Genomic DNA, 18,437 nt, shown 5'->3' with positions numbered 1-18,437 from the left:
GTTCCCGGACGGCCCGCCCGGCCCCGTCAGCGGCCCAGGGCGCGTCGCCCGCGGCTCTGGGAGACCACCGGGAGGTTCCGCGCGGGCGCCTGGCCGCGGGTGTCCTCCTCGATCCGCAGGGCGAGCGCCGGGCAGCGGCGTACCGCGCGCAGCGCCTTCGCCTCCGCGTAGCGCGGCACCTGGGCCTGGGCGACGGTCGGGAAGCCGTCCGCGCCCAGCTCGAAGACCTCCGGGAGGATGTCCGCGCACAGGCCGTGGCCCCGGCACAGCGTCCAGTCGACATGGATCTTCTGGCGGCTGCCGCCCGAGTCCTCCGGCGCCGCGCCGCCCGTGATCCCGGCGGGGAGCTGACCGCCCTCGAACAGCGGCAGCACGCCCTCCACGGGGCGTCCGCAGCCGTTGCCGAGGACATGGGCGGCCAGGTCGTCCGTGAACGCCTTGATGGTCGACTCCAGGAACATCGCCGAGCCGTCCGGGTGCGAACACGCCCCGCGCCGCTTCACGTTCTTGGCGACCTGCTTCAGCGCCTCCAGGGCGGCCGGACCGCCGCCGTTGATGATGTCCTCCATGCCCCGCGCGGCGGCGGGCAGCCCGAGGTAGCACGGGCCGCACTGCCCGGCGCTCTCGTCGGCCAGCCACTGCGCCACCCGCAGCGACTCGCCCAGCGGGCAGGTCTCCTGACTGATCGGCAGGATCGCGCCCGCGCCCAGCGAGCCGCCCACGGCGTCCAGCGAGTTGCGCGAGACGACCGCCTCGTTCACCGTCGCCGCGTCGATCCACTTGCCGTGGTAGCCGCCGGTCAGCACGCCCTGCGGCACCGGCGGGGCGCCGGCCAGCTGCAGGATGTAGCGCAGCGGCACGCCGGTGGGGGCCTCGATCACCATCGGGCGGGCTACCGCGCCGGACACCGTCAGCATCACCGTGCCCGGCTCGTCGTACAGCCCGGTGTTGCCGTAGCGCTCGGGGCCGATGCGGGCGGCGATGGCGAGCTGGGCGAAGGTCTCGGCGTTGGAGAGCAGGGTGGGGACCCCGCCGACGCCGCTCTGGGAGGCGCTGATCTTGCGGCCGGGCGGGATCGCCGGGCCGCCGTCCACCGAGCGGATCAGGGCGGCGGCGGCGCCCGTGACCATGCGCACCGGGTTGCGCTGCACCCAGGCGCGCAGGACCGAGCGGCGGGAGTTGCTCAGGCCGCGCTCGGCGAGGGCCGCCTCCATGGAGCGCTGGGTGGACTCACGGGTCACCCCGATCACCAGTGTGCGGGCGCCCATCGCCTCGGCGCACAGCAGCGCGCCGTCCAGGATGAGATGCGGGGCACGGTTGATCAGCACCGTGTCCTTGCGGCAGGCCGGCTCGTCCTCGCTGCCGTTGACGACGACGACCGGGCGTACGCCCTTCTTGATCGCCGACTCGGCGACCGAGCGGAGTTTCTTGTGGAAGGGGAAGCCCGCGCCGCCGCGGCCCTTGAGATGGATCTTCTCGGCGAGTTGCGCGAGCTGCTCACCGCCGAGCGGCTCGAGCGGCCCGTGCACCTTCAGGTGCATGGGCAGATCGAGCCGCTCCACAAGGTCGAAACCCGACGTGAGCTGGGGAAGTCCGACCACGCGGACGTCGGGGACGTCGGGAAGGGCCTCGTTCACCTATGGCCTCCGGAAGGCGTGTTCCAGGGCTCGCCCGAACCCGGTGCGTCATAGCCGGCGCCGGGGGTCGCTTCAGAGGCGGGACCGCTGTTGAACGTGTCGGAGGAGTTGTACGTCCCGTACCGGGCGTTCGTCTCACCGGTGTCGTACACATCACTTCCGCCGTATCCGGGGCTGCCCGGACTGCCGTAGGCGGGGATGTTGTAGCCGGTGTCCTGGAGCGGGTCGTAGGAGGAGGGCGGGGCCTCGCGGACCGGGGGCGGGGACGGCACCGGCCAGCTCGACGCGGGGCCCGTCGGACCGGAGGTGTCGGGGCGGCCGCCGTACGGCTGCTGGGGGACGGTCGGGTTGGCCGCGGTGCGGTAGGCGGCGGCGAAGCCGGGGTCCGGGTCCGGGGCGGCCGGGGACTGGTACAGCGGGCTCCCGCCGGCGGGGGCGCGGCGGGGCTCGCGCCGGTTGTCGAAGCCCGGCTCGGACCTCCGGCTCCGGCTCGCCTCCAGGCGGTCCAGGTCGGCGCGCTCGCCGCCGCCGAGGAGCCCGATCAGCTGGTCGGCGAGCCGTTGCTTGACCGGGCGCGGCGCGGCGCGCAGGGCGAGGCCGGCCATCACACCGATCAGCGCGAGGACGTAGAGGGTCACGAAGACCGGCTTGGCCGCACGGCCCGCGTAGAGGCCGTGCACCAGGGCCGCGCACCACGCCGGGTAGGCGAGCATGTGCATCGCGCGCCAGCGGGCGGCCACGGGGGCCGGGGCGGCGAAGTTGCTGCGCAGGGCGCCGGTGACGCCGACGAAGATCATCAGCAGCCCGGCCAGCGAGCCCAGGCCGATCAGGCCGCCGCTGCCGGTGACGCCGCCGGAGAAGGGGATGAGGGCCGCGATCAGCTGGGTGTGGTCCAGCGCGATCTTGGCGGTGATGTGCAGCAGCAGGAACGCGATCGAGGCGACCGACATGGTCCGGTGCACCGCCTGGCCGATGATCCGCTGGCGGGTGTTCAGCAGGATGCGGTCCTGGGCGACCAGCCCCCAGAGCACCGAGGCGCTGAGCGAGACGAGGGTGAGCACGCCTGCGCCGAAGTTCAGGAACTCCTGGAACTGGCTGCTTCCGACCAGCACGATCACGGGTATCAACAGCAGGAAGACAGCGGACGCCACCCCGTAGGCCGACCGGCCGGGCTGGGGGAGCGAGCTGTTACTACGACGAGGGTTCATGGGGGCAACTCCGAGCAGTTTCGGGAAGGCGGTCCCGCTGCCGAACTCTAGGTGGAGCCATACCGATCAGTACGAGGTTTGAGTATTGCGTTGTTATCAAAGGACGAATCACCTGCGGCGTCGTCCCTTAGTGACTGTTACGCGAAGTAATCCTTGTCCCGGATTCAGATCTGGCGGCCGTACGGACATGTCTCACCTGCATACGCAAGCGCGTCGCGGCTTGCTCAAGGGCTGCGGTACCCTGGCGCCATGCGTGCTGTACGCCTTCTGCTTAGCGAGCCGCGCTGATCAGTACCGGCCCCGGTCGCCCCCGCGGGTCGGCATCGGCGCGGCCTCCCCTCCTGTGCGAGGGGTTTTTTCGTTTCCGCGGGCAGAGACGATCGATGGAGCTTTGAGGATCATGAGCGAGACGAACCCCGCCGCCACGGCCGCCGCGTCGGCGGAGGCCGCGCCGCACCGCTACACGGCCGCCCTGGCCGCCGAGATCGAAGCACGCTGGCAGGACTTCTGGGACGCCGACGGCACCTACGACGCGCCGAACCCCACCGGTGACCTGGCGGGCGACCCGGCGCTGGCGGCGAAGCCCAAGAAGTTCATCATGGACATGTTCCCCTACCCCTCCGGCGCCGGCCTGCACGTCGGCCACCCGCTGGGGTACATCGCCACCGACGTCTACGCCCGCTTCCAGCGCATGACCGGGCACAACGTCCTGCACACCCTGGGCTTCGACGCCTTCGGCCTGCCCGCCGAGCAGTACGCGGTGCAGACCGGCACGCACCCGCGCGTGTCCACCGAGGCCAACATGGCGAACATGAAGGCCCAGCTGCGCCGCCTGGGCCTGGGCCACGACAAGCGCCGGTCGTTCGCCACGATCGACCCGGAGTACTACAAGTGGACCCAGTGGATCTTCGTCCAGATCTTCGGCTCCTGGTACGACGAGGAGGCGGGGAAGGCCCGCCCGATCTCCGAGCTGGTCGCCCTCTTCGACTCCGGTGAGCGTCCCGTACCGGGCCACACGCGCGCGTGGAGCGAGCTGACCGCCGCCGAGCGCGCCGACGTGCTGAGCGAGTTCCGGCTGGCCTACGCCTCCGACGCGCCGGTCAACTGGTGCCCCGGCCTGGGCACCGTGCTGGCCAACGAGGAGGTCACCGCCGACGGCCGCTCCGAGCGCGGCAACTACCCGGTCTTCAAGGCCAAGCTGCGCCAGTGGAACATGCGCATCACCGCCTACGCCGACCGCCTGCTGGGCGACCTGGACGGCCTGGACTGGCCCGAGGCCATCAAGCTGCAGCAGCGCAACTGGATCGGCCGCAGCGAGGGCGCCCGCGTCGACTTCCCCGTGGACGGCGAGCGCATCACCGTCTTCACCACCCGCCCCGACACCCTGTTCGGCGCCACCTACATGGTGCTGGCCCCCGAGCACCCGCTGGTGGAGAAGTTCACCCCCGAGGCGTGGCCCGAGGGCACCCACGAGGCGTGGACCGGCGGACACGCCACCCCGGCCGAGGCCGTCGCCGCCTACCGCGCCCAGGCCGCCGCCAAGTCCGACGTGGAGCGGCAGGCCGAGGCCAAGGACAAGACCGGCGTCTTCACCGGCGTGTTCGCGGTGAACCCGGTCAACGGCGAGCAGGTCCCGGTCTTCATCGCCGACTACGTCCTCCTGGGCTACGGCACCGGCGCCATCATGGCCGTCCCCGCCCACGACACGCGTGACTTCGCGTTCGCCCGCGCCTTCGAGCTGCCGATCCGCTGCGTGGTCGAGCCGACCGACGGCCGCGGCACCGACACCGACACCTGGGACGACTCCTTCGCCTCCTACGAGGCCAGGCTGGTCGACTCCGCCGGCGAGGGCGTCACCCTGGACGGCCTGGCCGTACCCGAGGCCAAGGCCCGCATCACCGACTGGCTGGCCGAGACCGGCACCGGTGAGGGCACCGTCAACTTCCGCCTGCGCGACTGGCTGTTCAGCCGCCAGCGCTACTGGGGCGAGCCCTTCCCGATCGTCTACGACGAGGACGGCATCGCCCACGCGCTGCCCGAGTCGATGCTGCCGCTGGAGCTGCCCGAGGTCGAGGACTACAGCCCGCGCACCTTCGAGCCCGACGACGCCGACACCCAGCCCGAGACCCCGCTGTCGCGCAACGACGAGTGGGTCCACGTCACCCTGGACCTGGGCGACGGCCCGAAGAAGTACCGCCGCGAGACCAACACCATGCCCAACTGGGCCGGTTCCTGCTGGTACGAGTTCCGCTACCTGGACCCGCACAACGACCGCGAAATGGTCGACCCGGAGACCGAGCGGTACTGGATGGGCCCGCGCGAGGGCCTGCCGCACGGCGGTGTCGACCTGTACGTCGGCGGCGCCGAGCACGCCGTGCTGCACCTGCTGTACGCCCGCTTCTGGTCCAAGGTCCTGTTCGACCTGGGACACGTCTCGTCCGCCGAGCCGTTCCACAAGCTGTTCAACCAGGGCATGATCCAGGCGTACGTCTACCGCGACAGCCGCGGCATCGCCGTCCCCGCCGCCGAGGTCGAGGAGCGCGACGGCGCCTTCTGGTACCAGGGCGAGCAGGTCTCCCGGCTGCTGGGCAAAATGGGCAAGTCCCTGAAGAACGCGGTCACTCCGGACGAGATCTCCGCCGAGTACGGCGCCGACACCCTGCGCCTGTACGAGATGGCGATGGGCCCGCTGGATGTCTCCCGCCCCTGGGACACCCGCGCGGTGGTCGGCCAGTTCCGGCTGCTCCAGCGGCTGTGGCGCAACATCGTCGACGAGACGACCGGCGAGATCACCGTCACCGACGCCACCCCCGGCGAGGACACGCTGCGCGCCCTCAACAAGGCGATCGACGGCGTCGGCCAGGACCTGGAGGGCCTGCGCTTCAACACGGCCATCGCCAAGCTCACCGAGCTGAACAACCACCTGACCAAGGCGTACGGCGGCGTCGGCGCCCTGCCCCGCACGGTCGCCGAGCCGCTGGTGCTGATGATCGCCCCGCTGGCCCCGCACATCGCGGAGGAACTGTGGCGCAAACTGGACCGCACCGGCTCCGTCGTCCACCAGGACTTCCCGGTGGCGGACCCCCGGTACCTGGTCGACGACACCGTGACCTGCGTCGTGCAGATCAAGGGCAAGGTCAAGGCCCGCCTGGAGGTGCCGCCGGACATCTCCGACGAGGAGCTGGAGAAGGCCGCGCTGGGTGACGAGAAGGTCGTCGCCGCGCTGGGCGGAGCGCCGATCCGCAAGGTGATCGTGCGGGCGCCCAAGCTGGTGAACATCGTCAGCGGCTGAGGGCCTGTCCCACGCCGAGCGCCCGGTTCTCCGGGTGCCGGCCCGGGTGTCGGGGTGATCCCCTACGGGCAGGTTCCGGGTTCCGGTGGAACCCGGGGCCTGCCCGCTGCGTTTACCGTGGAAAGCGAGACGGCGCGTAGCGGCGGCTCGCAGCCGCGCCTGAGGAGGAACGCGTCATGGAAGCAGTGATCACCGTGTTCGCCGTGCTCTTCGTGCTGTTCGTCGTCCTCGGCACCTACGCCGCGGTGAAGGCGGTCGGCGCCGCCAAACGCGGCGTGGACCGCACCATCGCCCAGGGCCGCCGCACGGTCGAGGACCACACCCTGCGCGCCAAGTCGCTCACCCGCCCCGGCCCGGCCGGCGAGATCGCCCAACTGCGGCTGGCCCTGCGCACCTCGATGCGCGCCACCCAGGACGCCCTGCACACGGGCCCGGCCGAGGACGCCTCGCTCAGGGAGTCCCTCGGCCTCTTCGAGCGCCTCAGCGTGCACGGCCGCGAGCTGGACGTCGTCCTCAAACACCTGGAGTCCGAACCGGACCGCGCCACGCTCACCGCCCGCCTGCCCGAGCTGCGCACCCGCACCGAGCGCATCACCGCCTCCGCCGACTCCCTGCGCTGGGCCGCCCGCGACCGCGCGAGCCGCTTCGCGGAGGACGACCTGGACAGCCTCAGCGGCCAGATCGACATCGAGGCGGGCGCCCTGCGGCACTGGACCACCACGTCCGCGCCGACCGCCGCCCCCTGGCCCGAGGCCCCGGCGGCGGCCGACGGGGCGGAGGCCGGCCGCCAGACCTGGCCCCAGGAACCCGAAGCCCGGCCCGCCATCACCCCGCCCGCCGCCCGGCCGGCCTACCCCTGGCAGAAGAAGCCGCGCCCGGAGAGCACCGCCTGACCGCCCGCGCCCTCCCGCGGGGCCGGACTGCCGTGCGGGCGCTACGGCAGGTAACCTCCAGCTCATGTCCCGCCATGTCGCTATCGTCACCGATTCAACGGCCTACCTGCCGCCGGGGCTGATGGAGCGCCACGGCATCACCTCGGTGCCGCTGACCGTGGTCCTCGGCGACCAGGCGCTCGAAGAGGGCACCGAGATCTCCACCCGCTCCCTGGCCCAGGCCCTCCAGAAGCGGCGCGCGGTCACCACGTCCCGGCCCGCCCCGGCGGACTTCACCCGCACCTACCGCGAGGTCGCGGAGGCGGGCGCGGAGGGCATCGTCTCCCTGCACCTGTCCGCCGAGCTGTCCGGCACCTACGACGCCGCCGTACTGGCCGCCCGCGAGGCGCCGGTACCGGTCAGGGTCGTCGACACCGGCATGGTCGCCATGGCGCTAGGTTTCTGCGCGCTGTCCGCCGCCGAGGCCGCGGAGGCGGACAGCACGGTCGACGAGGCGGTGACCGCCGCCGAGAAACGTGCCGCGGGCACCTCCGCCCACTTCTACGTCGACACCCTCGACTATCTGCGCCGGGGCGGCCGCATCGGCACCGCCCAGGCCCTGCTCGGCTCCGCCCTCGCCGTCAAACCCCTTCTCCAGCTGGAGAACGGCCGCATCGAACTGCTGGAGAAGGTGCGCACGGCCTCGAAGGCCATCGCCCGGCTTGAGGAGATCGTGGTCGAGCGGGCGGGCGGCGCGAAGGTGGACATCGCCGTCCACCACTTGTCCGCGCCCGAGCGGGCCGGGGTGCTGGCGGAGCGACTGCGTGAACGGGTGCCTGGGCTGACGGAGTTGCACGTCAGCGAGGTGGGAGCGGTGATCGGGGCGCATACGGGACCCGGGTTGCTGGGGGTCATCGTCTCGCCGCGCTGAGGTGTCAGGGAGGCACCTTCTCACTCGTGCGGGTGGCGGAGTTATCCACAAATGGCCGCCTTTCCACGGAAAATGAGCAAGATCCACTTTTTGTGGCGGAGTCCCCGATCCTCGTGCCATGACACTTCGATCACTGACTCGTGCGGCCACCCCGACCAGCGGTCCCGGCAGGGGACCTTCCTCCGACAGCCGTGTGCGGCATCGGCGTCCACCTGAGCGGGGCCGGCGGGCGCGGCACAGTACACCGGTGCCCGGGGAGGAGGTACGGCGGCGGGCCGGGCAGTTGTTCGGCGGGCCGCCGGGGGCGTCGGGGAGCGGGCCGCCGGGGGGACTGGACGCGGGGGTTCGGGGTGCGCGGGTTCTCGGGGCGGGGGGTCCGGGTTTGGGGGTGCGCGGTGCGGGAGCCCTGGGGGTGGGGGCTCTGGGTGCGGAGGCTCTGGGCGGCGGGGGCCGACTCGTCGATCCCGGCCGGCGGGACCGGGCCGTGCTCGCGCTGCGGGACCGGGTGCCGTTGTGGGTGCGGGAGCGGTGCGGGGTGGAGCGGCGGGGGGTGCTGGCGCTCGGGGTGGTGCTGGTGCTGGCCGCCGTGCTCGCCGGTCAGCATTTCTGGAGCGGCCGCACCGAGAAGGTGAGTGCGCCTCAGGTGGTGCGGGAGGCTCCGGTGCGGGTGCAGGGGGCGGAGGCGCGGCTCGGGGCGGGGTCCGTGAGCGGTTCGCCGGCCGCGCAGATCGTGGTGGACGTCAGCGGCAAGGTGCGCGACCCGGGGATTCGGCGGCTGCCGTCGGGGGCGCGGGTGGCGGACGCGCTGAAGGCTGCTGGGGGAGTGCGGCCGGGGGTGCGGGCGGAGGGGCTGAACAGGGCCCGCTTCCTGGTGGACGGGGAGCAGATCGTGGTGGGGGCACCGGGAGCGCCGGGCGCCGCCGGGGGTCCCGCTCCAGCGGGGGTGACCTCATCGGCGCCGGTCTCGCTGGGCACGGCGACGGTCGAACAGCTCGACACGCTGCCCGGCGTGGGCCCGGTGCTGGCCCAGCGCATCCTCGACTACCGCACCCAGCACGGCGGTTTCCGCTCGGTGGACGATCTGCGCCAGGTGGACGGGATCGGAGACCGGCGCTTCTCCGATCTCCGGGCACGGGTGGGACCGTGACGACCGGGCTCGGTCCCGGCTGGAAGGACGCGGCTGAGCGCGGCCCCGGCCGGAAGGTGACGGCCGGGTCCGGCCCCGAGTGGAAGGGTGACTCCCACCCCCGGCAGGAGGGCCCGGTCGACCTGAGGCTCGCAGGGCCCGCGCTCGCCGCATGGGCGACGGCGGCGCTGGTCCTGGGCGTCCCGCCGGCGTGGAGCCTCGGGGTGGCAGGTGCGTGCCTCGTCGCGGGGGGCACGCTGCTCGGGCTCCGGCCCGGTCGGTACGGCGCCCCGGTCGCGGCGGTGCTGCTCTGTGTCGCCGCGTCCGCCGTCTCGGCGGGGCTGCACGGGGCGGACGTACGGCGCGGCCCGGTGCCGGAGGTGGCGCGGAGGTTCGGGACGGTCGCCGTCGAGGTGGAGCTGACGGGCGATCCCTGGCTGAGCAAGCCTCGGGTGCGTGGGGATCATGCGGCGCCGGTGGGGGTGTTGGCGCGGGGTGAGGTGCGGAGGGTGGGGGCGGAGGGAGGGGAGGGGGTGGGGGGAGGGGAGGGGGCCCTCCTCACCCGGAGTCCCGTACTCCTCGTCGTGGACGCCGACGTACCGGCTCCCGGAACGCGAGCCGTCGGCACCGAGGCGCGCGCGGCCTGGCTCCGCCTGCTCCCCACCACCCGCCTCCGCCTGACCGGCAGGCTCGCGCCTCCCACGACGGCCGGCGACCGTACCGCCGCCGTGCTGCGCGTACGAAGCTGGCCGCCACCGGAGACCGTGTCCGCGCCGACCCCTCCGCAACGTCTGGCGGGCCGCCTCCGAGCCGGGCTGCGCGAAGCGACCGAGCAACTCCCTTCGGACGCACGGGCGTTGCTGCCTGGTCTGGTCGTCGGAGACACCTCCCGCATCACGCCCGAACTGGACGACGCCTTCAAGGCGACCGACCTCGCACACACCCTGGCCGTCTCCGGAAGCAACCTCACGATCCTGCTGGCGCTCCTCATCGGCCCGCCGGGCACGGCCGGCCTCGCCGAACGCCGAGGTATCGCGCCCGTCCTGGGCCTGTCCCTGCGCACGACGGCCCTGCTGGCGGGAGCGCTGACCGTGGCGTTCGTGATCGTGTGCCGCCCCGACCCCAGCGTGCTGCGCGCGGCGGCGTGCGGCTCGGTCGCCCTGCTGGCCCTGGCGACCGGCCGCCGCAGATCCCTCGTACCGGCACTCGCCACGGCCGTACTCCTCCTGGTCCTGTACGACCCCTGGCTGAGCCGGAGTTACGGCTTCGTCCTCTCGGTCCTGGCGACCGGCGCGCTGCTCCTGCTGGCGCCGCGCTGGAGCGAGGCCCTGCTACGGCGCGGGGTGCCCGCCCGGCTCGCGGAGGGACTCGCGGCGGCCGCGGCGGCCCAGGCGGCGTGCGCGCCGGTCGTGGCGGTGCTGTCGGCCCGGGTGAGCCTGGTGGCGGTGCCGTGCAACCTGCTGGTGGAGCTGGCCGTGGCCCCCGCGACCGTGCTCGGTTTCGCGACGCTGGCGGCGGCACCGGTGGCGATGCCGCTCGCCAAGGCGCTGGCGTGGGGCGCCGGTTGGCCCGCCGGATGGATCGCCACGGTGGCCCGTACCGGCGCGGCACAGCCCGGCGCGGGCGTGGACTGGCCGGCCAGTTGGCCGGGAGCCCTGTTGCTGGCCGCCCTCACCGTGGCCCTCGTTCTCCTCGGCCGGCACCTGCTCGGGCACCCCTGGTGGTGCGGTGCGCTCGCCCTGCTCCTCCTGCTGGTGGTCGTACGGCCCGCCCCGCTGACCCGCGTGGTCACCGGCTGGCCCCCACCGGACTGGCGGTTCGCCATGTGCGACGTCGGCCAGGGCGACGCCACCGTACTGTCCGCCGGACCCGGCGCCGGGGTCGTCGTGGACGCGGGACCCGACCCGGCCCCGGTCGACCGCTGTCTCCGCGAGCTGGGCGTCACCCGCATCCCCCTCGTCGTCCTCACCCACTTCCACGCCGACCACGTAGGGGGACTGCCCGGGGTGCTGAGGGGCCGCTCGGTGGCCGCGATCGAGACCACGAACTTCGCCGAACCCGCCGACCAGGCCGAGTCCGTACGCCGGGAAGCCGCCACCCGCCACATCCCCCTCACCACGGCAGCGGCCGGCGAGGAACGCCGCGCGGGCCCCCTCACCTGGCGGGTGCTGTGGCCCCAGGCCGGCCAGGCACCCCCGGACGGCCCGAACGACGCCAGCATCACCCTCCTCGTCCACACCGCCGGCCTGCGCCTGCTCCTCCTGGGCGACCTGGAACCCCCCGCCCAGCGGGAGCTGCTGAGCACACCGGAGACGGCCGACCTGGCACGCGTGGATGTCCTGAAGGTCGCCCATCACGGCTCGGCGTACCAGGACCCGGACCTCCTCCGCCTCACCGCCCCCCGCGTGGCCCTCATCTCCTGCGGCACCGGCAACCCCTACGGCCACCCGGCCCCTTCCACCCTGGCCGCCCTGCGCTCGGGCGGAGCCACGGTGCTGCGCACCGACCAGGACGGAGCCCTGGCCCTGACCGGCACGGGCGGACCACACGGGGAGGTGAAGGTGATGCGGGACTGAATCACCGCCCCGCTTCACCGGTCTCAGGTGCTCTGCCGAGACACTTGATCACGGTCAGCCGCCCGGGGTCCTCGGCGCCCAGTCCGGGTCACCGCCCGCGTGGGATACGCAGCGCAGGGAACGACACGTTCGGGATCGGGCTCGATGCCGCGCCCACGGAGCGGAGCCCCAGCCGGGGCGGCCAGTTCGGGTGAGTTCCGGCGCATGGGCCGTACTCCCGTGGTGCAGGCCCGTTTCTCTCGACGGTCGCATCGGTGATCGACCACGATCGACTGGCAGACCCTGCCGGTGCGCGGCATCGCGGTGATCGGCCCGAGCATCCGGGTCGGCCTGGACGTGCAGGTCGTGCCGCGGGTCCTCGCGTGCTGAGCCCCCCCCATGAGCTCCACCCGGCGACTCCCTCAGAACCCCTCCCCTCAGGACCTCTCCTCTCAGGTCCCCTCAGGACCACTCCCGCACGCCGTACCGGACAATGGCCGCGTGAGCGATGTGAGACATGTGCTGGTGCTGCCCGACCGTGACGCCGCCGAGGAGGCGGCCGAGGCGCTCAGGTCCCGGTTCGGCGTGGACGAGGAACCCCGGCTCGTACGGGACGCGCTGGCCGGCGAGGACGACGCCGAGGACGCCCAGTGGCTGGTGGTCCTGCGCGACGAGGCGCAGCGGCTGGACCCCGCCGAGCTGGACGCCTTCGCGGCCGAGTGGGAGGGCTGGCGCGAGGAGCCGTGAGCCGGCGCCCGCACCCCCCAGAGGCGAGGCGCCCGCCCCGCGCGCCCCTCACGCCCCCGACTCCCGTCTCAGGGTCGGTTCAGGGACCGCTCAGGGTGCACGGCCCGCTTGGTTGTCGGTGCCGCGTGGGATGCTGTCAGTGATGGCAAGAAAGACTGCGAATGACGACCCTCTCGCCCCGGTGACCCTTGCCGTGGGCCAGGAGGACCTCCTGCTCGACCGTGCCGTGCGGGAGGTGGTGGCCGCCGCCAGGGCCGCCGACGCCGACACGGACGTACGCGACCTCACCCCGGACCAGTTGCAGCCCGGCACCCTCGCCGAGCTGACCAGTCCCTCGCTCTTCGCCGAGCGCAAAGTCGTGGTCGTACGCGATGCCCAGGATCTCTCTGCCGACACGGTCAAGGACGTCAAGGCGTACCTCGGTTCGCCCGCCGAGGAGATCACGCTCGTCCTGCTGCACGCGGGTGGTGCGAAGGGCAAGGGGCTGCTGGACGCGGCGCGCAAGGCGGGCGCCCGCGAGGTGGCCTGTCCGAAGATGACCAAGCCGGCGGACCGGCTGGCGTTCGTGAGAGGGGAGTTCCGGGAGTTCGGGCGGTCCGCGACGCCCGAGGCGTGTCAGACGCTGGTCGACGCGATCGGCAGCGACCTGCGTGAACTGGCCTCGGCCGTGGCCCAGCTGGTGGCCGACGTCGAGGGGACCATCGACGAGGCCGTGGTCGGCCGGTACTACACCGGCCGGGCCGAGGCATCGAGCTTCACCGTGGCCGACCGGGCGGTGGAGGGGCGTACGGCGGAGGCGCTGGAGGCGCTGCGCTGGTCGCTGTCGACCGGGGTGGCACCCGTGCTGATCACCAGCGCCCTGGCCCAGGGCGTGCGGGCCATCGGCAAGCTGTCCTCCGCGCGGGGCGGGCGTCCGGCCGACCTCGCCCGTGAGCTGGGGATGCCGCCGTGGAAGATCGACCGGGTCCGGCAGCAGCTGCGGGGCTGGACACCGGACGGGGTGTCGGTGGCGCTGCGCGCGGTCGCGGAGGCCGACGCTGGCGTGAAGGGCGGCGGCGACGACCCCGAGTACGCGCTGGAGAAGGCGGTCGTGACCATCGCCAGGGCGGCCCGCTCCCGGGGGCGGGCCCAGTAGCGACGGGCGCGGCGGAGAAGCATGCCGAAGGCCCCGGCGCCCTCCCGGGGAGGGAGGATGCCGGGGCCTTCGACCAGGCTGCTGAAGCCACACCCGCGTGGCGAACGCAGGCCGCGTGCGGCTTCGGGGTTGCCGGACGGGAGCGGAGAGAGAGGGCCCGCTCTGGGTCCTTCCGGCGGTCAGATCAGAAGGAGGTTCAGCCCTTGAGGTCCGCGACCTTGGCCGAGAGCGCCGACTTCTTGTTGGCGGCCTGGTTCTTGTGGATGACGCCCTTCGAGACGGCCTTGTCGAGCTGACGCGCGGCAGCGCGCTGGTACTCGGTGGCCTTCTCGGTGTCACCCGCGGCAGCGGCCTCGCGGGCCTTGCGGATCGCGGTCTTCAGGGAGGACTTGACGGCCTTGTTGCGCAGCCGAGCCTTCTCGTTGGTCTTGATCCGCTTGATCTGGGACTTGATGTTCGCCACGAAAGGAGCCTTTACAGGTTCAGGCACGGACCCGTTGTCGGTCCCGTACCGGTGATCCAGAAATGTGTCGTCGCGCCTCGCGCTGAGAGGGCATGAGGCACAGCGCTCTACAGTACCAGCGGCCCCGACGGCGGCCCAAAACGCTCCCCGGTCGCTCTCCGTGGGACCATGGAGCCTACGTATCGATCCGACCCGAGGCACAAGGCGCCTCAAGAGACAGGACCCTGCGTGCCCGCGATCCCTAACAATGTGCCCGAGCCGAGCCGCACCGCCCCGGCTCTGATCCGCAACTTCTGCATCATCGCGCACATCGACCACGGCAAGTCCACGCTCGCCGACCGGATGCTCCAGCTGACCGGCGTCGTCGAGCAGCGGCAGATGCGTGCTCAGTACCTCGACCGCATGGACATCGAGCGTGAGCGCGGCATCACGATCAAGTCCCAGGCGGTGCGTCTGCCCTGGGCCCCCACCGAGGGTCCCGACCAGGGCGCGACGCACATCCTCAACATGATCGACACGCCGGGCCACGTCGACTTCACCTACGAGGTCTCGCGGTCGCTGGCCGCCTGCGAGGGGACCGTCCTCCTCGTGGACGCCGCGCAGGGCATCGAGGCGCAGACCCTCGCCAACCTGTACCTGGCGATGGAGAACGACCTCAAGATCATCCCGGTGCTGAACAAGATCGACCTGCCCGCCGCGCAGCCGGAGAAGTTCGCCGAGGAACTGGCGAACCTGGTCGGCTGCGAGCCCGACGACGTGCTGAAGGTCTCCGCGAAGACAGGCCTGGGCGTGGACGCGCTGCTGAACAGGGTCGTGAAGGAGATCCCGGCCCCGGTCGGCGACGCGGACGCCCCCGCCCGCGCGATGATCTTCGACTCGGTCTACGACTCCTACCGCGGTGTCGTGACGTACGTGCGTGTCATCGACGGCCAGCTCAACAGGCGTGAACGCATCCGGATGATGTCCACCGGCGCCACCCACGAGCTGCTGGAGATCGGCACCAACTCGCCGGAGATGCTCCCGGCCGACGGCCTCGGCGTCGGTGAGGTGGGTTACCTGATCACCGGTGTGAAGGACGTCCGCCAGTCCAAGGTCGGTGACACCGTCACCAGCCAGGCCAAGGGCGCCACCAAGGCGCTCGGCGGCTACAAGGACCCGAAGCCGATGGTGTTCTCGGGCCTGTATCCGCTGGACGGCTCGGACTACCCCGAGCTGCGCGAGGCGCTGGACAAGCTCCAGCTCAACGACGCGGCCCTGGTCTACGAGCCGGAGACCTCCGCCGCCCTCGGCTTCGGTTTCCGCGTCGGCTTCCTCGGTCTGCTGCACCTGGACGTGATCCGGGAGCGGCTGGAGCGCGAGTTCGGCCTCGACCTCATCGCCACCGCGCCCAACGTGGTGTACCGCGTGGTCATGGAGGACGGCACCGAGCACACGGTGACGAACCCGAGCGAGTTCCCCGAGGGCAAGATCGCTGATGTGTACGAGCCGGTCGTGCGCGCCACGATCCTCGCGCCGTCGGAGTTCATCGGCTCGATCATGGAGCTGTGCCAGACCCGGCGCGGCACCCTGCTCGGCATGGACTACCTCTCCGAGGACCGGGTCGAGATCCGGTACACGCTGCCGCTCGCGGAGATCGTCTTCGACTTCTTCGACCAGCTGAAGTCCAAGACCCGGGGCTACGCCTCCCTGGACTACGAGCCCACCGGCGAGCAGGCGTCCAGCCTGGTCAAGGTCGACATCCTGCTGCACGGTGACAAGGTGGACGCCTTCTCGGCGGTCACCCACAAGGACCAGGCGTACGCCTACGGTGTCCGGCTCGTCGCCAAGCTGCGCGAGCTGATCCCCAGGCAGGCGTTCGAGGTGCCGATCCAGGCGGCCATCGGTTCGCGGGTCATCGCCCGCGAGACCATCCGCGCGATCCGCAAGGACGTCCTCGCCAAGTGCTACGGCGGTGACATCTCCCGTAAGCGGAAGCTGCTGGAGAAGCAGAAGGAGGGCAAGAAGCGGATGAAGATGGTGGGTTCCGTGGAGGTCCCACAGGAGGCGTTCATCGCGGTGCTGTCCAGCGACGACGGCGCCGGAAGTTCGGGCAAGGGCAAGAAGTAGCCCGCGTCCGCGCCGAGTTGTCGGAGCGAAACGGGCAGAGTGGGGCCCGCCGTACACAGCTGCGGCGGGCCCCCGTGCGTACGAGGGGCCGTCCGGGGGTGAATCTCGAAGGGGTTTCGGTGTGAAGTGACAGGCCGTGGCCTCTTACGCGGCCGCCGGTCGCCCCTTACCCTGATGCCTGCTCGTTAGTTACTCGCGGGTTAAACAACAAGTTCCGAACCAGCGTGAGTCCACCCAGCCGCACTGAGTCAGCCGCACCGTCGCGGGCCCCGGAGGATGTCGTGAGCGACACACAGACCCTGATCGAGAACCGTCCGCCGTCCGTGGCGGCCCTCTTCCTGGAGCGCGTGGCGGCCACCCCGGACGCCGAGGCGTACCGGTACCCGGTCCCGGCTGCCTCCGGCGAGGGTCCCGACGAGTGGCGGTCGCTGACCTGGGCCCGGTCGGCGGAGCGGGTGTACGCGATCGCGGCCGGCCTGATCGAGCTGGGGATCGAGGCCGAGCAGCGGGTGGCGCTCGCCTCCTCGACCCGCGTGGAGTGGATTCTCGCCGACCTGGGGATCATGTGCGCGGGCGGCGCCACCACGACCGTCTATCCGCAGACCAACGCCGACGAGTCGTCGTTCATCCTGTCCGACTCCGAGAGCCGGGTACTGATCGCCGAGGACGCCACCCAGGTCGCCAAGGCGCTGGAGCGGCGGGCCGAACTGCCCGAGCTGACCAAGGTCGTCGTGATCGACCCGGCGGGCGCCGAGACGAGTGACTGGGTGATCACCCTCGCCGAGCTGGAGAAGCGCGGCAACGCCTACCTGGAGCAGCACCCCGAGCTGATCAAGGAGCGGGTCGGCGCGATCACCCGCGACCAGCTCGCCACCCTCATCTACACCTCCGGAACCACCGGCCGCCCCAAGGGCGTGCGGCTGCCGCACGACAACTGGTCCTACATGGCGCGGGCCACCGCGGCGACCGACCTGATCTCCGCCGACGACGTGCAGTACCTTTGGCTGCCGCTCGCCCATGTCTTCGGCAAGGTGCTCACCTCCGGCCAGATCGAGGTCGGTCATGTCACCGCGGTCGACGGCCGGGTGGACAAGATCATCGAGAACCTGCCCGTGGTCCGGCCGACCTACATGGCCGCCGTGCCGCGCATCTTCGAGAAGGTCTACAACGGCGTGGCCGCCAAGGCCCGCCAGGGCGGCGCCGCCAAGTACAAGATCTTCCAGTGGGCCGCCGAGGTGGCCCGCGAGTACGCCAAGGTGTCCCAGGACAGCTTCCGGCGCACCGGCACCCGCTCCGTGCCGTTCGCGCTGGCCGCCAAGCACAAGGCCGCCGACGCCCTGGTCTACGGCAAGCTGCGCGAGGCGTTCGGCGGCCGGCTGCGCGCCTGCGTCTCCGGCGCCTCCGCCCTCTCTCCCGAGATCGGCTACTTCTTCGCCGGCGCCGGCATCCACATCCTGGAGGGCTACGGCCTCACCGAGACCTCCGCCGCCTCCTTCGTCAACCCCGGCGAGGCGTACCGCACCGGCACGGTCGGCAAGCCGCTGCCCGGCTGCGAGGTGCGCATCGCGGAGGACGGCGAGATCCTGCTGCGCGGCCCCGGCGTCATGGAGGGCTACCACCGGCAGCCCGGGAAGACCGCCGAGGTGCTGGAGTCCGACGGCTGGTTCCACACCGGCGACATCGGCGAGCTGTCGGCCGACGGCTATCTGCGCATCACCGACCGCAAGAAGGACCTGATCAAGACCTCGGGCGGCAAGTACGTGGCGCCCGCCGAGGTCGAGGGCCAGTTCAAGGCGGTCTGCCCGTACGTCTCCAACATCCTGGTGCACGGCGCCGACCGGAACTTCTGCACCGCCCTCATCGCGCTCGACGAGCCCGCGATCCTCCAGTGGGCCGCCGAGAACGGGCTGGGGGGCAGGCCGTACGCCGAGGTGGTGGCCGCGCCGCAGACCGTCGAGCTGGTCGACGGCTTCGTGAAGCAGCTCAACGAGGGGCTCCAGCGCTGGCAGACGATCAAGAAGTTCCGGCTGCTGCCGCGTGATCTCGACGTGGAGCACGGGGAGATCACGCCCAGCCTGAAGCTGAAGCGGCCCGTGGTGGAGCGGGAGTACAAGGGCCTGATCGATGAGATGTACAACGGGGCCCGCGAGGCGTGAAAGCGCCCGCCGGGGTGGTTTTTCGGCCGTCCCGGCAGGTTCGCTTTCGGCCATGACCGGAAATGACCGCCTTCTGGCCGGGCGGTAGCGGAGTTCGCCGTCACGACCGTCCACTTAGGTGACTCGGTGCTTATGTGCCCCGCCTGTCTGTCACCCTGGCCGCATGGACATGGCGGCCATACCCGTGCAGCGGGCGGGCGGCGCCGGTG

General features: G+C 72.0%; 12 protein-coding genes. 9 read left to right on the top strand and 3 right to left on the bottom strand.

Translation table 11 applies throughout. The features are described from left to right. Nucleotides 1-26: 26 nt before the first annotated feature. The gene (locus ACFWN1_RS22530; protein ID WP_384364684.1) at nt 27-1,637 is read right to left on the bottom strand and encodes an NADH-ubiquinone oxidoreductase-F iron-sulfur binding region domain-containing protein; all 1,611 of its coding nucleotides are present in this window, start codon (nt 1,635-1,637) and stop codon (nt 27-29) included. Then, nucleotides 1,634-2,845 (bottom strand): cytochrome b/b6 domain-containing protein, encoded by a 1,212-nt coding sequence (locus ACFWN1_RS22525; RefSeq protein ID WP_384364681.1) that lies wholly within the window; start codon nt 2,843-2,845, stop codon nt 1,634-1,636. Before ACFWN1_RS22525 ends, ACFWN1_RS22530 begins: the two co-directional genes overlap by 4 nt. 400 nt (nt 2,846-3,245) lie before the next feature. Here ACFWN1_RS22525 and leuS point away from each other — a divergent pair, with 400 nt between their 5' ends. The 7 genes from leuS (at nt 3,246) to holA (ending at nt 13,503) form a co-directional block, all read left to right on the top strand. Next, nucleotides 3,246-6,137, top strand: a complete 2,892-nt coding sequence (leuS, locus tag ACFWN1_RS22520) for a leucine--tRNA ligase (protein WP_384364678.1) — start codon at nt 3,246-3,248, stop codon at nt 6,135-6,137. A 176-nt stretch (nt 6,138-6,313) separates the two neighbouring features. Next, complete coding sequence (locus ACFWN1_RS22515) at nt 6,314-7,030, top strand: hypothetical protein (RefSeq protein WP_384364675.1); 717 nt, start codon at nt 6,314-6,316, stop codon at nt 7,028-7,030. A 64-nt stretch (nt 7,031-7,094) separates the two neighbouring features. After that, a complete protein-coding gene (locus ACFWN1_RS22510) occupies nt 7,095-7,940 on the top strand; it encodes a DegV family protein (protein WP_384364671.1) in 846 nt (281 codons plus the stop codon). A 412-nt stretch (nt 7,941-8,352) separates the two neighbouring features. Further along, a complete protein-coding gene (locus tag ACFWN1_RS22505) occupies nt 8,353-9,087 on the top strand; it encodes a helix-hairpin-helix domain-containing protein (RefSeq protein ID WP_384364668.1) in 735 nt (244 codons plus the stop codon). Between the two features lie 56 nt (nt 9,088-9,143). Next, complete coding sequence (locus ACFWN1_RS22500; RefSeq protein WP_384364687.1) at nt 9,144-11,642, top strand: ComEC/Rec2 family competence protein; 2,499 nt, start codon at nt 9,144-9,146, stop codon at nt 11,640-11,642. Nucleotides 11,643-12,122: 480 nt separating this feature from the next. Beyond that, nucleotides 12,123-12,368 (top strand): hypothetical protein, encoded by a 246-nt coding sequence (locus tag ACFWN1_RS22495; RefSeq protein WP_384364665.1) that lies wholly within the window; start codon nt 12,123-12,125, stop codon nt 12,366-12,368. A gap of 142 nt (nt 12,369-12,510) precedes the next feature. Next, nucleotides 12,511-13,503 (top strand): DNA polymerase III subunit delta, encoded by a 993-nt coding sequence (holA, locus tag ACFWN1_RS22490; protein WP_384364662.1) that lies wholly within the window; start codon nt 12,511-12,513, stop codon nt 13,501-13,503. Between the two features lie 196 nt (nt 13,504-13,699). On the opposite strand, the gene rpsT is transcribed toward holA, so the two are convergent. Beyond that, nucleotides 13,700-13,966, bottom strand: coding sequence for a 30S ribosomal protein S20 (rpsT, locus tag ACFWN1_RS22485; protein WP_384364658.1), 267 nt, complete (start codon nt 13,964-13,966; stop codon nt 13,700-13,702). A 228-nt stretch (nt 13,967-14,194) separates the two neighbouring features. On the opposite strand from rpsT, the gene lepA reads away from it, so the two are divergent. Both lepA and ACFWN1_RS22475 read left to right on the top strand, forming a co-directional pair. Beyond that, the gene (gene lepA / locus ACFWN1_RS22480; RefSeq protein ID WP_384364655.1) at nt 14,195-16,072 is read left to right on the top strand and encodes a translation elongation factor 4; all 1,878 of its coding nucleotides are present in this window, start codon (nt 14,195-14,197) and stop codon (nt 16,070-16,072) included. A gap of 281 nt (nt 16,073-16,353) precedes the next feature. Then, nucleotides 16,354-18,228 (top strand): AMP-dependent synthetase/ligase, encoded by a 1,875-nt coding sequence (locus ACFWN1_RS22475; RefSeq protein ID WP_384364652.1) that lies wholly within the window; start codon nt 16,354-16,356, stop codon nt 18,226-18,228. Nucleotides 18,229-18,437 lie beyond the last annotated feature (209 nt).

The organism is Streptomyces sp. NPDC058459 (genome assembly GCF_042721685.1).
In the GTDB taxonomy this organism is placed as follows: Bacteria; Actinomycetota; Actinomycetes; order Streptomycetales; family Streptomycetaceae; genus Streptomyces.
Note: the sequence above shows the minus strand (reverse complement) of the source record. Positions and strands in the feature narration are given on the sequence as shown.